Source organism: Polaromonas sp. (genome assembly GCF_010365105.1).
In the GTDB taxonomy this organism is placed as follows: Bacteria; Pseudomonadota; Gammaproteobacteria; order Burkholderiales; family Burkholderiaceae_C; genus Polaromonas.
The window spans coordinates 41,129-62,529 of record NZ_JAAFGZ010000008.1 but is presented as its reverse complement, the minus strand read 5'-3'; the positions used below and the strand labels follow the sequence as shown (position 1 = coordinate 62,529).

20 protein-coding genes are annotated in these 21,401 nt (G+C 59.5%); 12 read left to right on the top strand and 8 right to left on the bottom strand.

All coding sequences use genetic code 11. The annotated features are described in order from the left end of the window. Positions 1 to 120: 120 nt before the first annotated feature. The gene (locus GZ092_RS07245) at positions 121 to 2,265 is read left to right on the top strand and encodes a PAS domain-containing sensor histidine kinase (RefSeq protein ID WP_293635723.1); all 2,145 of its coding nucleotides are present in this window, start codon (positions 121 to 123) and stop codon (positions 2,263 to 2,265) included. 297 nt (positions 2,266 to 2,562) lie between these two features. Further along, positions 2,563 to 3,843 (top strand): MFS transporter, encoded by a 1,281-nt coding sequence (locus GZ092_RS07240; protein WP_293635722.1) that lies wholly within the window; start codon positions 2,563 to 2,565, stop codon positions 3,841 to 3,843. A gap of 922 nt (positions 3,844 to 4,765) precedes the next feature. Here GZ092_RS07240 and GZ092_RS07235 read toward each other — a convergent pair. Both GZ092_RS07235 and GZ092_RS07230 read right to left on the bottom strand, forming a co-directional pair. Further along, on the bottom strand, positions 4,766 to 5,386 hold the full coding sequence (locus GZ092_RS07235; protein ID WP_293635721.1) for a flavin reductase family protein: 621 nt from the start codon (positions 5,384 to 5,386) through the stop codon (positions 4,766 to 4,768). 98 nt (positions 5,387 to 5,484) lie between these two features. After that, positions 5,485 to 5,961, bottom strand: coding sequence for a thrombospondin type 3 repeat-containing protein (locus tag GZ092_RS07230; protein WP_293635720.1), 477 nt, complete (start codon positions 5,959 to 5,961; stop codon positions 5,485 to 5,487). Between the two features lie 369 nt (positions 5,962 to 6,330). On the opposite strand from GZ092_RS07230, the gene GZ092_RS07225 reads away from it, so the two are divergent. The 3 genes from GZ092_RS07225 to GZ092_RS07215 all read left to right on the top strand — a co-directional run bounded on the left by GZ092_RS07225 (position 6,331) and on the right by GZ092_RS07215 (position 8,372). Next, complete coding sequence (locus tag GZ092_RS07225; protein WP_293635719.1) at positions 6,331 to 6,891, top strand: DUF1439 domain-containing protein; 561 nt, start codon at positions 6,331 to 6,333, stop codon at positions 6,889 to 6,891. Between the two features lie 94 nt (positions 6,892 to 6,985). Then, positions 6,986 to 7,408 carry a VOC family protein gene (locus tag GZ092_RS07220; RefSeq protein WP_293635718.1) on the top strand — a complete coding sequence of 141 codons (423 nt, stop codon included), beginning with the start codon at positions 6,986 to 6,988 and terminating at the stop codon, positions 7,406 to 7,408. Positions 7,409 to 7,577: 169 nt separating this feature from the next. After that, positions 7,578 to 8,372, top strand: a complete 795-nt coding sequence (locus GZ092_RS07215) for a hypothetical protein (RefSeq protein ID WP_293635717.1) — start codon at positions 7,578 to 7,580, stop codon at positions 8,370 to 8,372. Positions 8,373 to 8,399: 27 nt separating this feature from the next. On the opposite strand, the gene GZ092_RS07210 is transcribed toward GZ092_RS07215, so the two are convergent. Then, the gene (locus GZ092_RS07210) at positions 8,400 to 8,822 is read right to left on the bottom strand and encodes a DUF1566 domain-containing protein (protein ID WP_293635716.1); all 423 of its coding nucleotides are present in this window, start codon (positions 8,820 to 8,822) and stop codon (positions 8,400 to 8,402) included. Between the two features lie 250 nt (positions 8,823 to 9,072). On the opposite strand from GZ092_RS07210, the gene GZ092_RS07205 reads away from it, so the two are divergent. The 5 genes from GZ092_RS07205 (at position 9,073) to GZ092_RS07185 (ending at position 15,279) form a co-directional block, all read left to right on the top strand. Beyond that, positions 9,073 to 10,884 carry a 3'-5' exonuclease gene (locus tag GZ092_RS07205; protein WP_293635715.1) on the top strand — a complete coding sequence of 604 codons (1,812 nt, stop codon included), beginning with the start codon at positions 9,073 to 9,075 and terminating at the stop codon, positions 10,882 to 10,884. A 7-nt stretch (positions 10,885 to 10,891) separates the two neighbouring features. Beyond that, entirely contained in the window at positions 10,892 to 11,821 is a 930-nt protein-coding gene (locus GZ092_RS07200; RefSeq protein ID WP_293635714.1) for a hypothetical protein, read from the top strand. Next, positions 11,818 to 13,557 (top strand): RNA-directed DNA polymerase, encoded by a 1,740-nt coding sequence (locus GZ092_RS07195; protein ID WP_293635713.1) that lies wholly within the window; start codon positions 11,818 to 11,820, stop codon positions 13,555 to 13,557. Before GZ092_RS07200 ends, GZ092_RS07195 begins: the two co-directional genes overlap by 4 nt. A gap of 478 nt (positions 13,558 to 14,035) precedes the next feature. Further along, the gene (locus GZ092_RS07190; RefSeq protein ID WP_293635712.1) at positions 14,036 to 15,013 is read left to right on the top strand and encodes a DUF4172 domain-containing protein; all 978 of its coding nucleotides are present in this window, start codon (positions 14,036 to 14,038) and stop codon (positions 15,011 to 15,013) included. Beyond that, positions 15,010 to 15,279 (top strand): hypothetical protein, encoded by a 270-nt coding sequence (locus tag GZ092_RS07185; RefSeq protein WP_293635711.1) that lies wholly within the window; start codon positions 15,010 to 15,012, stop codon positions 15,277 to 15,279. The genes GZ092_RS07190 and GZ092_RS07185 overlap by 4 nt, the downstream gene beginning before the upstream one ends. Before the next feature lie 454 nt (positions 15,280 to 15,733). Here the strand turns inward: GZ092_RS07185 and GZ092_RS07180 are convergent, their stop codons facing one another. Beyond that, a complete protein-coding gene (locus tag GZ092_RS07180) occupies positions 15,734 to 16,864 on the bottom strand; it encodes a Fic family protein (RefSeq protein ID WP_293635710.1) in 1,131 nt (376 codons plus the stop codon). Between the two features lie 238 nt (positions 16,865 to 17,102). Further along, positions 17,103 to 17,315 carry a hypothetical protein gene (locus GZ092_RS07175; RefSeq protein ID WP_293635709.1) on the bottom strand — a complete coding sequence of 71 codons (213 nt, stop codon included), beginning with the start codon at positions 17,313 to 17,315 and terminating at the stop codon, positions 17,103 to 17,105. Between the two features lie 286 nt (positions 17,316 to 17,601). On the opposite strand from GZ092_RS07175, the gene GZ092_RS07170 reads away from it, so the two are divergent. Continuing rightward, a complete protein-coding gene (locus GZ092_RS07170; protein WP_293635708.1) occupies positions 17,602 to 17,982 on the top strand; it encodes a VOC family protein in 381 nt (126 codons plus the stop codon). A 55-nt stretch (positions 17,983 to 18,037) separates the two neighbouring features. Here GZ092_RS07170 and GZ092_RS07165 read toward each other — a convergent pair whose 3' ends face one another. The 3 genes from GZ092_RS07165 to msrB all read right to left on the bottom strand — a co-directional run bounded on the left by GZ092_RS07165 (position 18,038) and on the right by msrB (position 20,331). Then, a complete protein-coding gene (locus tag GZ092_RS07165; RefSeq protein ID WP_293635707.1) occupies positions 18,038 to 19,003 on the bottom strand; it encodes a metallophosphoesterase in 966 nt (321 codons plus the stop codon). Positions 19,004 to 19,213: 210 nt separating this feature from the next. Continuing rightward, positions 19,214 to 19,834 (bottom strand): peptide-methionine (S)-S-oxide reductase MsrA, encoded by a 621-nt coding sequence (msrA, locus tag GZ092_RS07160; RefSeq protein ID WP_293635706.1) that lies wholly within the window; start codon positions 19,832 to 19,834, stop codon positions 19,214 to 19,216. Further along, positions 19,831 to 20,331, bottom strand: a complete 501-nt coding sequence (gene msrB / locus GZ092_RS07155) for a peptide-methionine (R)-S-oxide reductase MsrB (protein ID WP_293635705.1) — start codon at positions 20,329 to 20,331, stop codon at positions 19,831 to 19,833. The genes msrA and msrB overlap by 4 nt, the downstream gene beginning before the upstream one ends. Positions 20,332 to 20,651: 320 nt before the next feature. Here msrB and GZ092_RS07150 point away from each other — a divergent pair, with 320 nt between their 5' ends. Next, positions 20,652 to 21,401 carry a tRNA-uridine aminocarboxypropyltransferase gene (locus GZ092_RS07150; RefSeq protein WP_293635704.1) on the top strand — a complete coding sequence of 250 codons (750 nt, stop codon included), beginning with the start codon at positions 20,652 to 20,654 and terminating at the stop codon, positions 21,399 to 21,401.

Genomic DNA, 21,401 nt, shown 5'->3' with positions numbered 1-21,401 from the left:
CTCTTTCGATCACAACCTTTCATAACATTTGCTGAAGTTGCAGCGTGTTACGCTGACGCAGCGGAGCCCCTCTTGTGCCCGCACAGCTTATCGACAGTGATAACTGGAACGAAAGAATTTATGCCGCGAATCGGTGATCCTTGCAACGCTCGCGGGCAACACGGAGCGCTTGAAAGCTTCAACGATGTCCGGCAGCAGGAAACACTGCTCAAGGCGGGTGCCCTGCAGGACGCCATTTTCAACAGCGCCAACTTTTCCAGCATCGCCACCGACGAAAAAGGCGTGGTGCAGATTTTCAACGTCGGCGCCGAGCGCATGCTCGGGTACGCGGCTGGCGATGTCGTCAACCAGGTTACCCCGGCCGATATTTCGGACTCGAAAGAACTGGTGACCCGGGCCGTCACCTTGAGCCTGGAGTTTGATACCCCGATCACGCCCGGCTTTGAAGCACTCGTCTTCAAGGCCTCGCGCGGCATCGAAGACATTTACGAGCTGACGTACATCCGCAAGGACGGCAGCCGTTTTCCGGCCGTGGTGTCGGTGACGGCACTGCGCGACGACCAGGCGGTGATCATCGGCTACCTGCTGATCGGCACCGACAACACGGCGCGCAAGCAGGCCGAAGAAGCGCTGCTGGAAGCCGGCGCCCTGCAGAACGCCATTTTCAACAGCGCCAACTTTTCCAGCATTGCCACCGACGAAAAAGGCGTGATCCAGATTTTCAACGTCGGCGCCGAACGCATGCTGGGCTATGCAGCCGCCGACGTGCTGAACCAGATCACGCCGGCCGACATTTCCGATCCGCAGGAAGTCATCGTCCGCGCTGAAGCGTTGAGCGTTGAACTCGGGACCCTGATCACGCCCGGTTTCGAGGCACTGGTGTTCAAGGCTTCGCGCGGCATCGAGGATATTTACGAGCTGACCTACATCCGCAAGGACGGCAGCCGTTTTCCGGCGATTGTCTCGGTCACGGCGCTGCGCGATGCGCACGAAGGCATCATCGGCTACCTGCTGATTGGCACCGACAACACGGCGCGCAAGGAGGTCGAGGCGGCGCAGGTGGCGCTTGACCAGCGAACGACTGAACTGCTGCGCACCGAGCATGCGCTGCGGCAGTCGCAAAAGCTCGAAGCGCTGGGCCAGCTCACCGGCGGCGTGGCGCATGACTTCAACAACCTGCTGGCGGTGATCAGCTCCTCGGTCGAGTTGCTGCGCAGTGACAAGCTCCCGGTGGACCGGCGTGGCCAGTACCTGGACCGGATTTTCGACACGGTCGGGCGCGCAGCCAAGCTCACCAGCCAGCTGCTGGCCTTTGCCCGGCAACAGCCTTTGAGCCCTGAAGTCTTCAATGTGGACCAGCATGTGCAGGGCGTGATCGATCTGGTGCGCCCGCTGATGGGTGCGCAGGTGCAGATTCATCTCGAGCCGTGTGGCAGCCAAAACAGCTGCTTCGCCGAGGCGGACATCAACCAGTTTGAAACGGCGCTGGTGAACCTGGCGGTCAACGCGCGCGACGCCATGAACGGCAACGGCCGGCTCACCATCAAGGTGCAAAAGGTTGACAACGTACCGGCCGGTTCTGGACGTGACCTGCGGCCAGGCGATTTCGTCGCCATTTCGGTCACCGACACGGGCTGCGGCATTGCTGCCGACAACCTGGAGGCGATTTTTGAGCCCTTCTACACCACCAAGGAAGTGGGCAAGGGCACCGGCCTGGGCCTGAGCCAGGTGTTTGGCTTTGCCAAGCAGTCAGGCGGCGAGGTCAAGGTCAGGAGCGAGCTGGACATCGGTTCGGTATTTACCCTTTTCCTGGCACGTGCCGAGCACGCGGCCACATCCGAAGCCGTGGCGGCCGCTGCCGAACCCGGCGCCGAGGCCCGCAGCATCAGCGTGCTGGTCGTCGAGGACAACGAAATACTGGCGCAGATGACGTGCGAGATTCTCAACATCCTGGACTACCACACGACCTGGGCAGCCAATGCCACGGCCGCGCTGGATTTGCTGACCGAGGACGCCAGCCGCTTTGACCTGGTGTTTTCCGACGTGATCATGCCGGGCATGAGCGGCATTGAATTCGGCGAGCTGGTGCGCAAACGCTACCCGGGCCTGCCGGTGGTGCTGGCCAGCGGCTACAACGAGGTCATGGCCGAGCGCGGCAGGCACGGCTTTGAACTGATTCAAAAACCCTATGTTTCCGACACGCTGGTGCGGGTCTTTCGCAAGACGATGGCCGAGCACATGGCGGCCAGCCGCAAGGTACCCTGAAACGCAGGCCAGGCCGTATTGCCAGGGTATCCGTCAGCGGGTGGAATGCTTTCCTGATCCGCGAACAGCCAGACACCGCTCTGTTTTTAATAGCTTCCCGCGCCGGTCCAGCAAGCGCAAATGCCTTTTTTGATGCCAAATCCAATGCACCAGGGTGTTTTTTTGCCGTGCTGGGCTGCCCTTGGGATTTGGCAATCCATCGCTGCCTGTCCGTCAGTCCCGCAAAGGCGAAAATCCAGCGACACGGGCTGAAACGCGCAAACGCCAGCCGGTGTACCCTCAACGCCCACAACTGCCATGAACCCCCTCCCACTACCCGCCCACGCAGTCGCCGAACGGCCCGCAGCACCGCCTCATCGCCCGCTGTGGGCCATTCTGTTCGCCCTGACCACTGCCTTCGCGCTGAGCCAGGCCTACCGCACCGTCGCCACCCTCATGGCCGCGCCGCTGCAGGCCGACTTTCACCTGGATGCGCAGGCGCTGGGCCTGTTTGCCGGCGCCTTTCACTTTGCCTTTGGCGCGATGCAGCTGTTCATGGGCATCGGCATTGACCTGCATGGCGTGCGGCGTACCGTGCTGACGGCGTTTCCGGTGGCGATTGCCGGCTCGGCCCTGTCGGCGCTGGCCACGTCGTACCCGATGCTGGTCGCCGGCCAGGTGCTGATCGGCATCGGCTGCGCGCCGGCTTTCCTGGTGTGTACCGTGTTCATTGCGCGGCACCTGCCGGCCAACCGGTTTGCAGCGATTTCCGGGCTCACGCTGGGCCTGGGCGGCATCGGCATGCTGCTGACCGGCACGCCGCTGGCCTGGCTGATCGAGGCCACCTCGTGGCGCATGGGATTCTGGGTGCTGGGCGCGGTCGCGGTACTGGCCTGGAGCCTGATTTACGTGCTGGTACACGAGCCGGCGCTGCCCGCCGCCATGGCGCAGGCCCGGGGAACGCAAGTCCGGGAAACGCTGGGCCAGGCGATTGGCAAATTCGGCGCACTGTTTTTGCTGCCGCATACGCTGGGCATCGTGCTGCTGGCTGCCGTGTGCTATGCGTCCTTCATCTCGCTGCGCGGTCTGTGGCTGGGGCCGATACTGATGCAGCGCCACGGTTTTTCGCTGGTGCAGGCGGGCAACGTGGCGCTGGCGATGTCACTGGCCTCACTGATCGGCCCGCCGCTGTTTGGCCGCTTTGACCCGGGCCCGAAGCACCGGCGCCGCTGGATCGTCGGTTTCACACTGGTACTGGCCATTCTGTTTGCGGCGTTTGCGATGGGGCACAGCACGCTGGTGGACGTGGGCGGCCCCATCGTCATTGGCCTGCTGTCGGGCTACACGGTGCTGCAGTATGCCGACGTGCGCTCCGCCTACCCGCCTGAAATCACCGGCCGTGCGATGGCGGTGTTCACCATGGCGATGTTCCTGGGCGTGGCCGGCATGCAGTGGCTGACCGGCATCGTCGCGTCCGTGGCCCTGGCCCGGGGCATCGAGCCCTTCACCGCCGTGCTGGCGAGCATTGCCGCGCTGCTGGTGGCCGGCGCGCTGGCGTTCACTGTCTTGCCGGGGCCGGCGCACCGCGCTACGGCCTGAAACTTTTTGCTACTTTTTTCATAGCTGAATTCGCATGTTGGATATGCGCTAAAGCCATTTTTTACTGGCTGTTAGTAGCTGTTTACCTTGCTGCAGGTCAACGGTTTTGTCGGACCTTGTATTTTGGGCTTTTCTGGGTGTTGAGTTGCTGCGTTTTTTGTTTTTGTACTTTTGGCTTTTGTGGATTCTTTTGTGGTTTGAGGGGTGAGCGCCTGCCCGGCGGGGGGTGACTTTCTTTTCTGGCAAAAAAGAAAGTAACCAAAGAAAGTTGCCTTGGGAGCGGGAGCGAATCAGAGCTGAGCGCTCTGTCGGGCCATCGCTTCGCTGGGCCCTGGGTTCTCTGATCAGCGGTTTGGTGGCGATGTCTGAAACTGGCTGGTGCTACCGCTCGTTCGCCAAGAGCTTCACGCTCTGCCTGATCTGGCTTGCTTGCGCTGCGCGCGTTGTTTCCGGGTGTTCGCTGGTGGGCTGGTGGTTGTGAAACAACGATTGTCCTTTTCACTGTTCGCCTCGCTCTGCATTGACCGGGGAAAAAAGGGCAAAAAAACTGCCAGCAGGTTTGAAGTACAAAGAAAATGATCAAGCAGAGCGTGAAGCTGTTGGCGAACGAGCGGTAGAACCAGCAAGCTACGCCATGGGCGACTGGCCGCTGATCAGAGAACCCAGGGCCCAGCGAAGCAACGGCCCGACAGAGCGCTCAGCTCTGATCCGCTCCCGATCCCGAGGCAACTTTCTTTGGTGACTTTCTTTTTTGCCAGAAAAGAAAGTTACCCCCCGCCGGGCAGGCGCTCACCCCTCAAACCACAAAAGAATCCACAAAAGCCAAAAGAACAAAAACAGAAAACGCAGCAATCAAAGCGCAAGCACGTAGGCAACCAAGCCGTTTGATTGATCAATCGGCCGCTGGAGCCGCCCTAAAGCCTCAAGCCGGCCGGCGCATCCTGAACAACTGCTCCGGGCCAATGCTGAAATAGTCGGCCGGCCCGCCGCCGCGCAGGATGTGGCCAGCGCCGGCCGTGTCGTACACGCCGTCCTTGAGCAGGCGCTGGGCAATGTGTACCGCCACCACCTCGCCCAGCACCAGCCAGGTCGGCACTTTCGCGCGATCGGCTCCCTGCAGCTGGACGATCTGCGTGGTGCGGCATTCGAACGACACCGGGCTTTCCTGCACGCGCGGCACCGAAATTATTCGCGACGGCGCCGGCGTCAAGCCCGCCAGCTCGAATTCACTGACCTCGGGAGGCACGGCGGCGCAGGTCTGGTTCATCGCCTCGGCCAGCGGGCGCGTCGCCAGGTTCCAGACAAATTCGCCGGTCTGCTCGATGTTGCGCAGCGTGTCCTTGTAGCCGATGCTGGCAAAGCCGACGATGGGCGGCGTGTAGTTGAACGCGTTGAAAAAGCTGTAGGGCGCCAGGTTCAGGCTGCCGGCCGGGCTGCGCGATGAAATCCAGCCGATGGGGCGCGGCCCGACGATGGCGTTGAACGGGTCATGCGGCAGACGGTGGCCGCTGCGCGGTTCGTAGAAGTGAGTGGTGTCAGGCAAGGAAACAGGCTCCGAAATGGGTGAAAGGTCAGGTTCAGGCGCAGCACGCACCTTACCGCAGGCCGGCCTGCCCGTCTGTCGCCCCGGTGGCGGCCTGGCTAGCGGCGGTTCGGAATATCGGGCCGGGGATCGATGCGGTCCGAAATACCGTCGCCATCCCGGTCGCGCCGGTGGCTGCGTTCCACGCGGTTGGGCGCGCCGCTGTTGTTCGGGCGGCGGTCAAGGCGGTTGGGAACGCCGTCGCCGTCCCGGTCACGGTCAAAGCGGTTCGGAATGCCGTCGCCGTCCCGGTCGCCGTGGCCACGGCCCGGACGCGGTCCGTACACGAAAGGCCTTCCCGGGCGCGGCCCCGGCACGACAACCACCGGCGGCGGCAAAGGTCGGTTGTAGCCGCGTGGGTAGCCATACCCGAAACCATCGGAGCGGTAAATCGTGCCGCCGCCCTGGATATACACCGGCTGCTGGATCACCTGGGGAGGCGGTACGTCGTAGCCATAGGTCTCGTAGCCCGGCGACGGATACACCGCGCAGCCGCTCAAGGCTGCAGCCGCGCAAAGCACTAAAAATGTTCTCATGAAAGCTCTCCCGTCACGCGCCTGTCAGAAACGGCAGGCCCATGCATTGTGTGTCTGGCGACGTGTCGCAGCGATGTGCGCCGGTCAAGAATACATGTCCGTTCGTTACCAGATGTATATCTGTTGCAGGGTTTAATTTGCTCTGTTTTTAATAGCTGCCCATGTCCGCCAATATTGCGCAAATGGCCTGTTTTATTGAAAACCTGCGCCTTGTTTCCGGCGTCATCGCCTGCCCAGCGGAACCGACCCGGCCGCAGCGCGTCTGACACTAAACTGGCGGCGCAAGCCCCAAAGGCGACAGGCACACAATGCAGCGCATCCAAACCGGATGCACCCCCCAACACAAGGAAACGGATGAATCGCAGACGCATGCTGACACTCCCCGCCTGGCTGCTGGCAGCCGGCGCGGCGGGTCCGGGCCTTTCCGGCGTACACGCTGCCGACCGGCCGGGCTACACCGTGTCCACCGGCCAGCTGGAGCAGGCCGTGGCCGAGCGGTTTCCGCTGCGTTACCCGGTTGGCGGGCTGCTGGACCTGATGCTGCTGACGCCGCGCCTGCGCCTGCTGCCCGAGCTGAACCGGCTGGGCGCCGAGATGCCGGTCGAAGCCGCCGGCCCGGCGCTGGGCCGCCGCTACAGCGGCACGTTCGATGTGGATTTCGCGCTGCGCTATGAAGCGCGCGACCGGACCGTGCGGGCGCACCGGTTGCGCGTCAATGCGCTGCGCTTTCCCGACCTGCCGCCGGGGCCGTCGGCGCTGCTGGACGCCTATGGCATCGCGCTGGCCGAGCAGGCGCTGGGCGAAGTGGTGTTGCACACCCTTCGCCCGCAGGACCTTGCGCTGCCCGACGCCATGGGGCTGCAGCCCGGCAGCATCACCGTCACCCCCAAGGGGCTGGCGGTCACTTTCGTGGTTGCGCCGCCACGCTGAAGCGGCGTACAGCACTGCGCCGGGCCGCTTGCAATTGGAAACGCCGGCCTGCCGGTCAGCGCCGATACTCGCCGGTTTAAGAGTGAAGGACCGCATGGCGACCCAGATGTATGTCAACCTGCCCGTCAAGGACCTGGACCAGTCGGTCGATTTTTTCACTCGCCTCGGCTTTGCCTTCAACCCGCAGTTCACCGACAGCAACGCCACCTGCATGATCATCAACCCTGACAGCTTTGTGATGCTGCTGGTCGAAAACTTCTTCAAGACCTTCACACCCAAGAAAATCTGCGATGCCCGCCGGCAAACCGAAGTGCTGATCTGCCTGTCCTGCGACAGCCGCGAACAGGTCACCGACATGGTGGGCCAGGCCATTGCCGCAGGCGGCACCACGCCCAACCCGCCGCAGGACCACGGTTTCATGTACCAGCATGGTTTCCAGGACCTCGACGGCCACCTGTGGGAACTCATGTACATGGATGCCCGCGCCATGTCCCCGGCCGAACCCATCCTTTCCTGAACGCGAAACAGGTCTGGCGGCCGGCCCAGCGACCGGCCGCCACCCGAGCGGCGGGGCCATGAATCAAAAAAACGCCTTGCTTTTGCAACAAGGGGTGACGCCAGACACAGTTTTATGGCAAATAATGAGGTGCTTACAGGTTTTGATTCTTTTCAGGCAAGGCACGCACATGGACTCCCAAACTTTTACCGTCTTGATGGCCGTCGCCGGGCTTGCCGCAGGCTTTGTGCTGTGCTGGCTGCTGATGCGCGGCCGCAGGCCTGCTCCCACACCGCAGGCCAGGCTGGAGCAAGCAGAACTGGCGCATGCCAAGGGCCGTATCCGCCAGCTCGAAGACGAACGCAACCTGGCCATCAAGAACCATGACGACCTGAAGCACGAAACCGCCCGGGCACGCAGCGTGACCAATGCGGTCAGGAAGGACACCGCACAGCCGGCCGAACACGCCACCCAGGTCGCCGCGCTGCAGGCGCAACTGGCTGAGCTGCAGGCGCAGGAACAGGCCACGCGTGCCGATGCCGCCAAGGCCAGGTCCGAAGCCCTGGCCGAGCAGGCCCAGGCCAAGGAATACTTCCGCTCACTGGAGAAAAACCAGCAACTCGCCGCCGCCAGCGCCCAGGCGCTCAAGCTTGATGCCGACCGGCTGCGCGAAGCGCTGGACCTGGCCCGGAAAGAACAAACCCGCTTGCTTGCGCTGGAGCAGGAAAACGCCACGCTCAAGCGCAGCGCCGCCGCCATGGCAACTTCTGCGCAGGCAGCGCGTCCGGCCGCTGCGACGGCGCAAGCCACGCAATTGCCGGTGCTGGAAGAACAGGTGCTGGCGCTGCAAAACCTGGAAAAAGCCATCAAGAAAGAGTTTCAGTTGCTGTCCGAAATCCAGCGCAACGTGACACTCACGTCTGCCACCCGCCACGAGTTCAACGACAGCCCCGAGGCACGCACCGGCAACGCGACAGCCGCCTGAAAGCGGACTGCCGGCAAGGCCCGGCGGCTACTTGCCTTCGCGCACCAGCCGCACCGCGCCCGGGGAGTTGCGCTCCCCTTCCCCGGCACTGCCTTCGGTGAACGCCACATACATGAAGTAGCCCTTTCCGACGCTGCTGGACGACCAGAAACGCGCAGCCGGCGTTGCCGGAAAAGCCACCGGATCAATCGCCGCCTGGCCTTCCCCGGCCTCGCGCACCGCCACGATGCCCGAGAGTTCCTTCAGGGTCGGCAGGCGCCAAGGCTTGCCGGAAGTGGCAGCCGTTTTGGCGCGCGCCTCGGCACCGAAAAAGTTGGAAAACACGGCCGTGTTGACGCAGGTAGTGCCCTTCCAGTCCATGCCTTCAGCGCAGCGCCGCCATACCAGGCCGGTCTTGCTGTCGGAGATTTCCTGTCCGTCTGCCGACGGCGTGTAACGCGGTGCGGCCATCGCTGGCGCAAGCACAAGGCTACCCAAAACAAGAAACAGGCTGGAAATTTTGGCCGTAAGGGCATGCAGTTGCATAAAGTGGGTACTCCATAAACCGCCCATCGAACCAGGCGTGATTCCGGATGCTAACGACCTTTTTTCAAAGATGCACCTAGGGAAGCTACGTAAAGCGGCCGGAGCGTGTCAGTCAGACGGCCCCAGTTTGAGCGCATGATGTACGTTACAAATTGATAATAAATGTGACTTTTTGATGGCGACTCTTATTCCTGCTATGGGCACCTGCATGCCCCGAATGACCTCTGGCGAGCGCCGCCTGGCCGAGCGGCTGGAGCAAAAGCTCGACGACGACTATTTGCTCTGGTACGACGTGCCCGTTGGCCCCAAGCAGTCGCACCCCGACTTTGTGGTGCTGCACCCCCGGCGCGGCCTGCTGATTCTGGAAACCAAGGACTGGCGCCTGGAGACGGTCCAGCAGGCCACCCGGCAGGCGTGGGACCTGCTGGTCGATGGCCGCATCAAGGTGGTGATGAGCCCGCTGGCACAGGCGCGGTTTTGCGCCATTCAGGTCGTCAACGCGCTGGAACGCGACCCGCAACTGGTGCAGACAAGCGGCCCGCACCAGGGCAAGCTGGCGTTTCCATGGGGCCACGGCGTGGTCTTCACCCGCATCACGCGCAGGCAGTTCGACGCCGCCGGGCTGGGCGAGGCGATTGAGCCGCAATACGTGATCTGCCAGGACGAAATGCTGGAAACCGCCGACGTTGAAGCCTTTCAGCAGCGGCTCTGGAACATGATTCCGCACGCGTTCGGCCGGGGCGTGATGACGCTGCCGCAGCTTGACCGCGTGCGCTGGAACATGTTTCCGCAGGTGCGGGTGCAAACGCAGGGCGCGCTGTTTGACGACAACGACCCGGACGCCGACTTCCCCGACATGCTGCGCGTGATGGACCTGCAGCAAGAGCAGCTGGCAAGATCACTGGGCGACGGCCACCGGGTGATTCACGGCGTGGCCGGTTCGGGCAAGACGATGATCCTTGGCTACCGCGCCGAATACCTGGCCAAGGCCAACACGCCCGCCTCCAAACCCATCCTGATTCTTTGCTACAACGAGCCGCTGGCCGTCAAGCTCGCCAGCGTGATGGACAGCAAAGGCCTGTCAGACCGGGTGCAGGCGCGGCATTTTCACAAGTGGTGCCGCGACCAGCTGGTGGCGTTTGGGCAGGATTTGCCCGCGCACCACCTGTCCGTGGGCCAGAAGATGGACGAGATGGTTCTGCGCGTCATTCACGGCGTGGACCGCGCGCAAATCCCGTCAGGCCAGTACCAGGCCGTGCTGATCGACGAAGGCCACGACTTTGCGCCCGAATGGCTCCGGCTCGTCACGCAAATGGTGGACCCGGCCACCAACAGTTTGCTGTTGCTGTATGACGACGCGCAAAACATTTACGAGCGGGCGCGCGCCAAAAATTTCAGCTTCAAAAGCGTGGGCGTGCAGGCGCAGGGCCGCACCACCATTTTGAAAATCAACTACCGCAACACCCGCCAGATTCTTCAAACCGCCAGCCTGATTGCCGCCGACCTGCTGACCGCAGACGACCAGGACGACGACGGCATTCCGCTGCTCAAGCCCATCAGCTGCGGCCGCGACGGGCAAGCGCCGCTCATCATCCGCCTGCCCAGCCTGCAGGGCGAGGCCTTCAAGATTGCCGACCTCTTGAACGCCGCCCACCATGAAAACCACGCCTGGGGCGACATGACCGTGATCTGCCGGCGCTACGACGAAATGGACGCATGCGCACACGCGCTGAACCGCACCAGGCTACCGCACCAAGTGCGCAAAGGCTCAGGCAGCTTTCACCCCAACGAAGACACGATCAAGTTGCTGACGATGCACGCCAGCAAGGGGCTGGAGTTTCCGGTGGTGGCGCTGGTGGGCGTGGGGCGGATGCCTGCTGCGGGCGAGGATGAGCGGCAGGAGGCGCGGTTGTTTTATGTGGGGGCGACGCGGGCGACCGGAAGTTTGATCTTTACCGCTAGCGCATCCAACAAGCTCTTCAAATAAACTAAATATGTCTCTTAAACATACACCTCAAACATTATGGGACAAAGGGCAGCTTTGTTTGGCCAAGAAGTTATGCGATATATACACAGACTTCTTGAATGAAAAAGGTTGGCTAAAAAACTACCAACCCAAAACCTCAGGTGATATCGGCGGTGCATCTTCAGCTCAAGCACAAGACCATGTGACTAATAGATTCCTGAACTCTGCGGCAAGAATGCAATACGTATGCATTGATGTAAATAATGAACAGCCTAAAAGTCGGATGATGGTGCTAGATCAACTAGCACAAGGCGAAATATTTATCCTTGACTTAGCTGCAGGCCATGGTGCTGGGACTTTATCTATTCTCTCAACGATATGCGAACTACGCGATCAAAAAATTATACCGACCTTGCCGTTAAATGTAAACATCAGAGGAATTGATATGTCTCCTGACGCGCTTAACTATTATGCCGAAATACTCGAAAAATTAAAACCATGGTTAGCTACAAATGCAATATATACAAAATTGACATTTTCTGTGTGCGACATGAACATCAGCGGTCAAATTAATGAGGTTCTTGACGATTTTTTTGAAGAAGCGAAGGCAAAAAAATCAAATAGATTTCTATGCACTATTTCAGCTGTATCAGGTATAAAAAAAGAAGGAGTTGAGCGGATGATGGACTCCTTGAAATTGATTGCAGCCAGGCTAAGCCATAAACAAAAATCTAGTTCTTGGCTATGGGTCGAACCTAAACTGGAAAAATCATGGTTAGGTACGTTTGTTGAATCAATAAGTTTTACACTCAAACAGATATTTAGCGGTTCAAGTTCTTCAAGCGACTCAGAGGAAGATATATCTAAAGCTCCAACGCGGAATTTTCAATGGATAGATCCCATTAATGACCACGTCACAAATAGCAGAGTTGTAGTAATGCAATTTAAAAATTTATGAGTGCAATTACTCCTGATCAGTTACTTCTAATCCGTGCTCTAAATTCGACCAAACAGAGTTATTTCCCGAGCTACATGGGCCTTAGAGTTTTAGGAAAAAATCTTTCCATACAAGATCCAGCTTACATTCATAGAATGCTTGAGCGAAGGATAGCCTCATGCGACAAATGGAGCTACAAACCTTTTCAGTTATACAAGGGTTCATCAAACCACAATGGAAAGTTGGTCCACGAATATCGGGACTGTGTTGCCCCAAATCCATCTACGGCTCTTGCGGGCGCTCACATACTGGCAATCCTAGCCTCAACCCCCTCATTTGCAGTTTCCACACAGGTCTACAGCTACCTTTGGCCAAAATCGACCAGTTCAGGCTCTAGCTATAGCTTTTTTGCGGAAGGCTATAAGCGACGCAACAATGAAATATTCCGAGCGCTTCAAGGAAATGACAAAATCGCGGTAGTAGCTGACATTAAAAAATTTTATCCATCGGTTAAAATTGAAAGCATTACAAAAAGCTTGAAAGGCCTATTTCAAAATATACCAAATGGATCTAGCGATGGGTTTACAAACTTCTTCGTTCAACTTTTAAATGCTAGCAATGGAGGCATCCCAATTGGCCCGGCACCTGGCCACCTATTGGGTCACGTCGCATTGTCGCAAGTTGACTCCGATTTATACAAAAAATATGGATCGAATTATTTTAGATATGTGGATGACATTGTTATAGTATGCAAGAGCGCTGATCGAGCCGTTGTTCTTAGCGACATAGAAAACAGCGTCGAGCGCAGTAATTTCGAATTAAATTCATCTAAGACAGAGTATTTAACAAAAGAAGAATGGAATTCTAGCAATATTAGTGCCGATATCCCATTTGAAGATGACTTTCGCTCCTTTACTCGCGAATTAACGATTTATTTAGCTCTCTATGAAGGTCGTACGCAATCGTTAAGCGATAGATTGAAAGGAGCTGGATTTAGCATCCCAATTGAAAGACTTAAAACCTTATCAAATTATTCTAGATTTCGATATTTTTTACGTCGTCAAAAATCTATAACTGAAGTGCTTAAGACCTTACACGTACTCCGATTAGATGAAAATTATTTCGTAGAAAAAGCGATGGCTCTTAAAAATCTTTACGAGCAGTCACTATTAGAATTATGTAGCGAATCGTTGACTTCACCGCACCTTCGTCGCTGGAAGATTCAGAGAGCGAGAAGACTCGTAAACGTTTTGTTTTATCTACGTACCTTTTCAGAATGGGGAGGACCACAAGATGCTTTTCAAGCTTTTCCAGAACTCGTGGAGCAAGCATCACTTGCCAACGCATTAAAAGGTGGCATTGTTAATCCCGTGCTCCCGTTCTTTGGGCAAGCACCTGCAGCTTTCGCGGAGCTATGGAAAGAACACGGCAAAACTCAGGCGGTGCTCAACTTAGAACCGCAATTAGATGATGCTAAATTAAACTCACTAGTGCTTTTAAGACTTCACGGAACTGTCGCGCAATCTGCTCTTCCCGACATTCCAAAAACTCCAACTGGTCAGTTGCTCCTCTCAACAAATGATGAGTCGCCAAAGTCGCGCACTGCGTCAGATTTATCGTTTGAAGACGAATTTGAATCACTTAGAATAAATACGACTGGAGAGGAAATATGCACTCTCGCCCGAACTAGACATTCAATCTTAGAAGGCGCGCCTCTTGAGGCATTATCTTTAATTGGATCAGAATATATGAGTTAAAAAACTTGGGTAAGTTTAATTAAATTTTATTTAATACACCCACGGATACGGACGCGAGTGCAGGTAGACAAAAAGTAATGTCTTTTTAATCTTCAATTAATAGCCTGCTGTGCGGTAAGGCCCTATTTGGCATAATTTTTTTCGCCAAACTTATTTAGCCAGTCAGTTACAAACCTTTTAAAGCTGAGAAATATTTTTCTCAAGTAGCTTCTGCACTGCATCTGCCTGAAAGAAAAGTTTTAGACTCAGGTCTTGCAATGAAAAACAACTTTACTTGACACCTGTGCGCTCAAAGGGTGCGGGAACAGCAGGTTCATGGAGTATTCAAATTAACGATTTTTCGTTATTAATTTTGTTTTTTTAATTTGTATACAAGTGCTTGAGCCAAAGACAAAACTCGAATCTTCCCGCAGCGCTTTGAGGCGTATTTCTTAAAATACACCTCAATTTCTGAGTTGCATTACTTACAATGCGGCTCATGCCCAATCCAACACCACCACCGACAGCACCCGCACCACGCTACATCTGGCAGCACGGTGCCTGGCCGAGGCTGACCTTCGACGCCTTGGCGCTGGCGCCAGCGCTGGACCAGGCCCGGCTGGCGCAAGGCAAGTTGCTGGGTTTGCTGGAGGCAATTGGCCTGGAGCAGGCGCAAGAGGTGCAGCGCGAGTTGTGGGTGCAAGAGGCGCTGGCCACAGCAGCCATTGAGGGAGAGCAACTCGACCTGGAATCGGTCCGCTCATCGGTGGCGCACCGGCTGGGCCTGGCCGATGCGCCCGGCCATGACCGCACTGCAGACGGGCTGGTGCAGGTGATGCAGGATGCGCTGGCCAACTCCCACGATGCGCTGACCCTGGACCGCCTGTGCCGTTGGCAGTCGGCCTTGTTTCCGGGTGGCACCTCGGGCATTGCGCGCATTGCCGTGGGGCGTTTGCGCGACCATGCCGACGCCATGCAGATCGTCAGCGGCGCGCCCGGGCGGGAGCGGGTGCATTACGAAGCGCCACCCTCGCGTCAGGTGGCAGCGGAAATGGCGCAGTTTCTGGCGTGGTTCGAGGCCACCAGGCCTACCGCTCATGCACCTGGGCTTCATGGCATCGCGCGGGCGGCGCTGGTGCATGTGTGGTTTGAGTCGATTCACCCGTTTGAAGATGGCAATGGCCGGCTGGGGCGCGCTTTGGTTGACATGGCGCTGGCGCAAGACATGCAGGCGCACGACCCGGCTACCCATGCCGCCCTGGTTCGCGTGTTTGGCATGGCCCGCCAGATGCTGAAAACCCGCACCGCGTATTACGACGAACTCAACCAGGCGCAGCGCTTGCACGGCGTCAAGCTTGATGCCGCCGCCATTGACCTGACACCCTGGGTGCAGTGGTTTGTGCGGCATTTACACAGGGCTGCATGGCCTGCCAGGCGGTCGTGCGGCAGGCGACAGAAAAGGCGGTTTTCCGCATGAAGGCGGGTCAATGCGGCTTGAATGCGCGGCAGCACAAGGTGCTGGAACGCCTGCTGGACGCAGGGCAAGTGGCGCTGGGCGGCGGTTTTCTGGGCGGCATGACCAACGAGAAGTACGCCAGGATCACCGGCACGTCCAAAGCCACTGCGACGCGGGATTTGACGGACCTGCTGGTCAAGGGCTTGCTGCGCGTGGAGGGCGTTGGCAAGGCAACGCGCTACGCGGTGAACGTGCCGGGGTGGCACCAGCCTGCACTCAAGCCATAGTGCCAGGCGTCCGTTCAGGCCGCTGTCAAACTGGCGTTTGAATTCGCGCATGGTCCAGTTTTGGCGGGATGCGGTCAGTCATAACTTCCCTGCGTCATACCCGCGAAGGCGGGTATCCAGACGCGTTTGAGCGTTTCAGCCCGTGTTGCTGGATTCCCGCCTTCGCGGGAATGACGGATGGGGAGTTGTTGATAGCCACATCGTAAGCAGCCGTGCCTCGCCTTGCTGCTCGTACTCAACAATGTGCCAGCCCATCTCGAAATTGGTGCACACCGGCTACCCGCTTAACGCCACGTGCCACGGTGTTGCGGGCGGACAGGACCAGCGCATGGATGCTGGAATACAACGCCGATTCAGCATCGGGTACGGCAGACGCCATGCGAGACACTTTTTTCATGGCTGATCGTTATTTAATTTGATAGCTGCTCGCGCACATTCCACAAGCGCCAAGTGCCTATTTGGCACATAACGCATATCCCGTGCTGCGTCCACCGCCCTCCAGCTTGCGCAGCACGCCGCGCGCCAGCAGATCATTGATGTCGCGTAGCGCCGTGTCCGCAGAGCACTTGCCCAGCGCGGCCCACCTGGCGTTGCTGAGCTTGCCTTCAAAGCCGTCCAGCACGCGGTTCAGCACCTGGGTTTGCCGCGCATTCATGGGCGTGCCGGCCCAGCGTTGCCAGAACCGGGCCTTGTCCAGCACGCCGGCCAGCGTGGCGTCTGCGCCTTGAACGGCGCGCAGCAGGCAGCCCAGAAACCACCCGAGCCAGGGCGTCACGTCCAGCGGGCCTTTTTGCGTGGCCTCCAGCTGGTCGTAATAGTCCTTGCGCTCGCGCTGTATCTGGGCGCTGAAGCTATAGAAGCGCTGACGGGTGCCTTCGGCGCGCGCCAGCGCCATGTCGCCCACGGCGCGGCTGATGCGGCCATTGCCGTCGTCAAACGGATGCAGGGTCACCAGCCACAGGTGCGCCAGCCCGGCTTTGATCAGGGCGTCGCCCACCGGGGCGGCCTCGAACCACTTCAGGAACGCATCGGTTTGCGCAAGCAACGTGCTGGCAGGCGGTGCGGTGAAATGCACTTTCTCCCGCCCCACAGGGCCGGACACCACTTCCATGGGACCGCTGGCATCCGTGCGCCATGCCGCCACGGTGATGCGCACCCGGCCGCTGTAGCCGGTGGGGAACAAAGCGGCGTGCCAGCCAAACAGGCGCTCTGCCGTCAGGGACTGGTCAAAGTGGCGGGTGGCGTCCAGCACCACATCCACCACGCCGTCCACCTTCCGGTCGCTGGGGGCCAGTGCGCCAATGTCCAGCCCCAGCCTGCGCGCGATGGACGAGCGCACGGCGTCCAGGCTGAGGCGTTCGCCTTCTATCTCGCTGGTCTTGATGACTTCCTGGGTAAGCACCTGCAAGGTCGCTTGTTCACGCTGGGCCATGCCCAGCTCAGCCATGCGCCCCATGAGCTGACCTTGCGCCCGGTGCACCTGGGCCAGGGGTGCGGCCAGTGCGGCAACGTCGCAGGTGAGGTTTGGCCAGTCGGGCAGTTGCCAGATATAGCGCGGATTGCGGGGGGGTCGATGGGGACGCATGCGGCGATTGTCGCGTTTATTCACCGCAATTTTTACGGCAAATAGTACCCAAATACGGCTCACCGCCGTTGTTCCGGATGCTTTTTGCTACACACTTGATAGCTGCTTGCGCAGACGGGGCATGCACCAGAGGCATTTTTCGCTTGAATCTCAGCCTGAAAATCAAGTGCTGCACAGCAGCATGCGGCGGTGGCCGCCGGTTTGGCCCTGCCCTGTCCAGGTTGCGGTCCAAGCGGTGTCAGCGCCAGACGTAATGGCCCCTGACCAGGTGGCCGTGTGAGCGGTGGGCAGGCACCCATACCTTGTGCTTGCGGTGCTGTTGATGTTTGATCATCTGGACGTTATGCACTTTGGCGCTGCCTGAATCGAAGTTGACCGTACCCGCCTTGGCGGCTGACGCGGCGAAGGAAACGACCAGCGCGGCCAGCGAAAGAAATACTTTGTGGTTCATGTCAATGTCCTGCTGAAGCGTTGTGAAACCGTTGCGAAGCCTCTGAAGTATCAAGGGCCGGTGTAAAGACTTGAACAATCAGAAAAATTAATATTGATAGCAGACTGCGCAGTCAGGGCCAGCGGAAGCGACCGATTTCACATGAAAGCAGCCCCTGCCAGCCGATGGCGTGTGCCGCTCTGAATGCCGCGCCCGGTGGCTCGGGCCAGCCAGGCATTGACCCGTTATCCATTACCATTCCCCCGGCCCTACTTCGCCCGCCACCGGGCACCCAACGGAGAAAATTATGTTCAGTCACGTCATGCTTGGTGTTAACGATCTGGAAGTTTCAAGGAAGTTTTACGATGCGCTGCTCGGCACGCTGGGAATGAGCCCGGGGGTTGCCAACAAGAACCGGTATTTCTACCGCAGCCCTACGGGTTCGTTCGCCATCACCACGCCCATCAATGGCGAACCCGCGACGCACGGCAATGGCAGCACCATCGGGTTTGACGTGGCGTCGCCGGAACAAGGTGACGCATTCCATGCGGCCGGCCTTGCCAACGGCGGCACGACGTGTGAAGAACCGCCGGGGTTTCGGGATGGCGCGGTCGGCAAGATCTACCTGGCGTATCTGCGCGACCCCGACGGCAACAAGCTCTGCGCGCTGCACCGCCCGGCCAAATAAGCCATGCGGCGGCCCTGGCCGTGCGGGGCCGGCAGCCAGGGCCTGCCACAGGCGACTACTTCTTGCGGCATTCAAACGCCCCTTCGTCGCGCACGGCGTTGTCCACGTCAATGAATCGCCACTTGGCGTTGCCGGCCGACAGCGACAAACGCATCACGCCAAAGGTTTCCAACTGCTTCTCGCTGCCCGCGCGTACCGTAGCGTGCGCGTAAGTTTCTGCGCCGCCGGTGCCGACTACAAATGAGCGCATGCCGCCGGTAGCGGACAGCGTGCCGTCTGCGGTCATGGGGGCAAAGCGCTCGTATTGGTGCTCGTGGGATTGCAGCACCACATCGGCCTTGGCCTGGTCCAGGATGTCCCACATGGCGGTCATCTTGGTGTTGTCGCCATCGGGCGCCGAGGTGAAGCGGGCGTGGTGCCAGGCCGCCGCCACACAGGGCTGGGCGGTGGCCAGCTCCTGCTTGAGCCACTGTGCCTGGACTGAAGCGGCTGTCGCATCGATGTTGCTGTTCAGCGCAAACACGGTCCAGCCGTTTTGGTCAATGCGGTAGTAGCCGGTGCGCTTGCCATCGGGGTTGGCCTTGGCCCCAAAATAACCGAAGTAATCGTTGCTGTCGCCGCCTTCATAGTCGTGGTTGCCTGGAATTGCGAAGGTTTTATTGATAAACCGGCCCCAGGTTTTTTCATAGCAATCGGTGTAGCCCAGGTTGGAGCCGGCCAAAAAATAGGCATTGTCTCCAAGGGTCAGCACGTTGGAATTGCTGCCCGCGTCAGCCAGCTGGCGTTCGACCAGCTTTGCTGTCTTTTCGGCAGCCGTGTCACGCGGAGGCCGAAGAAGACACTGCGCAATATCACCTGCCGTCATCACCTCCCACGGGGTCGTGGGGTTGGCCTGCACGACCGGAGGCACGGCGCCGCCGCCGTCGCCGCCCCCGCAGCCCACCACCACCGCGCCTGCCAGCGTGGCCAATAAACCGACCCGAACTGCCCGCATGATGCCCGGCCAAAAGTTATCGCGCATACCGTGTTCTTTCTAAAGGATGACCTTGTGTGAGGAGTTGCATGGTAACTGCCGGTTGCCATCAGGAAAAAGGCAGGTCCAAACGGGTCACAAATCCCGGCCACCATGCCTTAGGCGCTGCGGCAGGGCCACAGGCCAATACACGCTGCCACCAATTTCAGCAGCCCTGCGGCGAATGCGGCCGCTGGCGATGGGGTTACCCGCAAGCGCTCAGTTCTTGGTGCCCCAGACTTCCGCGACGCGGCTGTCCCTGCCGCATGTCAGGCGGTAATAGTTGTAGCGCAGCGGGTTCTTTTTGTAGTAGCTCTGGTGGTAGTCCTCGGCCAGGTAAAAGGCCGATTCCGGAGCGATCTCGGTATGGATTTCCTTCAGCACGCCGGACTTCAAGAGGGCCGCCTTGCTGGCTTCAACCAGGGCTTTTTGTGCCGGGCTGTTGTAGTAGATGGCGCTGCGGTATTGGTCGCCGACATCGCAAAATTGCCGGTCCTTCACGGTCGGGTCAATGTGGCGCCAGAAGAAATCAAGCAACACCGGGTAGCTGACAACGCCGGGATCGTAGGTCAGCCGAACCGCCTCGGTGTGGCCGGTGCCGCCGGCGCTCACCGTCTGATAAGTGGGGTTGGCAGTTTTTCCGCCGGTGTAGCCCGACTCGGCGGCGATGACACCGGGCAGTTTTTCAAAGTCGGCTTCCACGCACCAGAAGCAGCCGCCGGCAAAGATCGCCGTTGCTCTCTGGCCTGCAGGGGCTGGCGCTGAAGGGGTCTGCGCGCCGGCCTGGCCGACCAGCAGGGTCAGGGCCAGGGCGGCAAGGGATTGAAGCCAGTTTTTCATGTGCGCAACTCCGGTAGTTTTTCGCCTGCGGGAATGAACTGAAGCGCAACGCCGTTGTTGCAATAACGCAAACCGGTCGGTTGCGGGCCGTCCTTGAACAGGTGGCCCTGATGGCCGTTGCAGCGGGCGCAGTGGTATTCGGTGCGCGGCCAGATCATGCTGAAATCAAGGCGCGTCTCTACGGCGTCGGGAATCACATTGAAAAAGCTGGGCCAGCCAGTGCCGCTGTCGAATTTCAGTTCGCTCTTGAACAAGGGCAAATTGCAGGCGAAGCAGACATAGGTTCCGGCACGCTTTTCATCGTTCAGCGGGCTGCTGCCAGCGCGCTCGGTGCTGTCCTTGAACAGCACTGCGTAATTTGCAGCGGGCAACTGTTGCTGCCACTCGGACCTGGATTTCATGAGTTTGGTCATTGCCATGGCAAGTTCACTGAAGGGAAGCACGGCCAATGCCAGGAAGACCTGGGCAAAGCCATGCAGGATTTTGCGACGTTTCATGTGGACTCCTGTGACGTGGTGGCGGGGATGTTGAAAAAAACAGACCTGTCACGTCAGTCGGCTGCGCACGGTTTTTTCTTGTCGGAAACGTGAATGCAGGCAGAACTCCAAATCGAAACAGTCGGCCATCGCGCATCTGCCGCAGCCTGCCAGTTTAGACAACAAAGCGGCGCGGCGGCTTGGGAAATGGCAACAACCCGTTTGACTACCGAGCCATTTCCAGCCCCGTCAGCGTGGGGGTCCCAAGCGTCCTGGCACGCCGGAGTATGGCGTGGGACTGTGCAGCTTGCCGGCCGCCATGCTGCGCTAGACTCGCGCCCATGCCCCACGCCGTCTCCCGCCTGCGCACCGCGCGACTGGCGCGCAGTTCCAAACCCTTTCTGGCCCGTGGCGGGCCGCGCGGCGAGCGCTGCGCCGGTTGCCGCCTGCTTCCCAGCCACTGCCTGTGCGCCTTGCGCCCGCTGGTGCCGGTGCGCGCCGGGGTGTGCCTGATCATGGCCGACATCGAGCCGCTCAAGCCGAGCAACACCGGCTGGCTGATTGCGGATGTGGTGGCCGACACGTTTGCCTTTGGCTGGGCGCGCACCGAGGTGGACCCTGCGCTGCTGGCGCTGCTGGCCGATCCGCAGTGGCAGCCCTACCTGGTGTTTCCGGGGGAATTCGTGGCCGACGGGCGGGTCGTGTCACAGTTGCAAGCCGCCCATCCGCATGATGGCAGGCGGCCGCTGTTCGTGCTGCTCGACGCGACCTGGCCCGAGGCGCGCAAGATGTTTCGCAAAAGCCCTTACCTCGACCATTTGCCGGTGCTCAGCCTGCAGGGCGAGCAACTCTCGCGCTACCGGCTGCGCCGGGCCAAACGCGCGGACCATTTCTGCACCTCGGAAGTCGCTGGTCTGTGCCTGGAACTGGCCGGCGAGCCGCATGCGGCGCAGACGCTGGAGGCTTACCTCGATGTGTTCACCGGCCATTACCTGAACGCCCGGCAGCAGTTGCCCGTGGAGAACGACGACGCGGCGCACCAGCGCCTGCGCAGCCTGCGTTTGCCGGACGGCAGTGGCGCTGGCGCCTGA

Bases quoted from the DNA above. Each gene is read 5' to 3' on its own strand.
- GZ092_RS07150 (WP_293635704.1), top strand. From the start codon at position 20,652: ATGCCCCACGCCGTCTCCCGCCTGCGCACCGCGCGACTGGCGCGCAGT.
- GZ092_RS07165 (WP_293635707.1), bottom strand. From the start codon at position 19,003: ATGCGCGATAACTTTTGGCCGGGCATCATGCGGGCAGTTCGGGTCGGT.
- msrB (WP_293635705.1), bottom strand. From the start codon at position 20,331: ATGAAACGTCGCAAAATCCTGCATGGCTTTGCCCAGGTCTTCCTGGCA.
- GZ092_RS07205 (WP_293635715.1), top strand. From the start codon at position 9,073: ATGGCGACTCTTATTCCTGCTATGGGCACCTGCATGCCCCGAATGACC.
- GZ092_RS07210 (WP_293635716.1), bottom strand. From the start codon at position 8,822: ATGGCCGCACCGCGTTACACGCCGTCGGCAGACGGACAGGAAATCTCC.
- GZ092_RS07200 (WP_293635714.1), top strand. From the start codon at position 10,892: ATGTCTCTTAAACATACACCTCAAACATTATGGGACAAAGGGCAGCTT.
- GZ092_RS07185 (WP_293635711.1), top strand. From the start codon at position 15,010: ATGAAGGCGGGTCAATGCGGCTTGAATGCGCGGCAGCACAAGGTGCTG.
- GZ092_RS07175 (WP_293635709.1), bottom strand. From the start codon at position 17,315: ATGAACCACAAAGTATTTCTTTCGCTGGCCGCGCTGGTCGTTTCCTTC.
- GZ092_RS07220 (WP_293635718.1), top strand. From the start codon at position 6,986: ATGGCGACCCAGATGTATGTCAACCTGCCCGTCAAGGACCTGGACCAG.
- GZ092_RS07215 (WP_293635717.1), top strand. From the start codon at position 7,578: ATGGACTCCCAAACTTTTACCGTCTTGATGGCCGTCGCCGGGCTTGCC.
- GZ092_RS07180 (WP_293635710.1), bottom strand. From the start codon at position 16,864: ATGCGTCCCCATCGACCCCCCCGCAATCCGCGCTATATCTGGCAACTG.
- GZ092_RS07225 (WP_293635719.1), top strand. From the start codon at position 6,331: ATGCTGACACTCCCCGCCTGGCTGCTGGCAGCCGGCGCGGCGGGTCCG.
- msrA (WP_293635706.1), bottom strand. From the start codon at position 19,834: ATGAAAAACTGGCTTCAATCCCTTGCCGCCCTGGCCCTGACCCTGCTG.
- GZ092_RS07195 (WP_293635713.1), top strand. From the start codon at position 11,818: ATGAGTGCAATTACTCCTGATCAGTTACTTCTAATCCGTGCTCTAAAT.
- GZ092_RS07230 (WP_293635720.1), bottom strand. From the start codon at position 5,961: ATGAGAACATTTTTAGTGCTTTGCGCGGCTGCAGCCTTGAGCGGCTGC.
- GZ092_RS07170 (WP_293635708.1), top strand. From the start codon at position 17,602: ATGTTCAGTCACGTCATGCTTGGTGTTAACGATCTGGAAGTTTCAAGG.
- GZ092_RS07245 (WP_293635723.1), top strand. From the start codon at position 121: ATGCCGCGAATCGGTGATCCTTGCAACGCTCGCGGGCAACACGGAGCG.
- GZ092_RS07240 (WP_293635722.1), top strand. From the start codon at position 2,563: ATGAACCCCCTCCCACTACCCGCCCACGCAGTCGCCGAACGGCCCGCA.
- GZ092_RS07190 (WP_293635712.1), top strand. From the start codon at position 14,036: ATGCCCAATCCAACACCACCACCGACAGCACCCGCACCACGCTACATC.